General features: G+C 61.6%; 1 protein-coding gene. It reads right to left on the reverse strand.

The genetic code is table 11. The features are described from left to right. Positions 1-436, reverse strand: a 436-nt coding sequence (locus RAD15_RS43615; RefSeq protein ID WP_458184830.1) for an RNA polymerase sigma factor, incomplete at its 3' end; no start/stop codon positions are given. Between the last annotated feature and the right edge of the window lie 51 nt (positions 437-487).

Raw genomic sequence — 487 nt, forward strand, 5'->3', positions numbered from 1 at the left:
GGGCAGCGCGGGTGCGCTCCTGGCGCAACCGGTCGAGCATCACATTGCCGCAAAGCCGGTAAAGATAGGCGGCGGGATTGCGGACTTCGTCGTTGGCGGGCTGGGATGCCACGCGAAGCCAGGTTTCCTGCACGAGATCTTCGGCCTCGGCTTCGCCTACCCGCGCCGTGAAATAGCGTAGCAAGCTCGCCCTGCGCTGCATGAAGGTGGACAATAGCGGATTGAGTTCGCTCATCGGATCAAGCTGATGTCCCTCGCAAAGACCGCCGTACGGTGCTGCCGAACTGCTGTCGATTCCGATCAGCTTCGGAAACAGACGGAGCGGAACGGCCAGCGCCTCACAGTTTTTTCTCAAGCTCTCCGGCGAAGCGCTGCGCCGGCCATCCGCATCATTTCCGCGCTGCAAATTTTCTTTGAGGTGGTCGCGCCGCGGCACCGTCTCAAGCCTCGCAGCCCGGGATCGAATGGGCTGTGACCCAATTGCATT

The sequence above is a fragment of the Bradyrhizobium sp. 14AA genome, assembly GCF_054185205.1.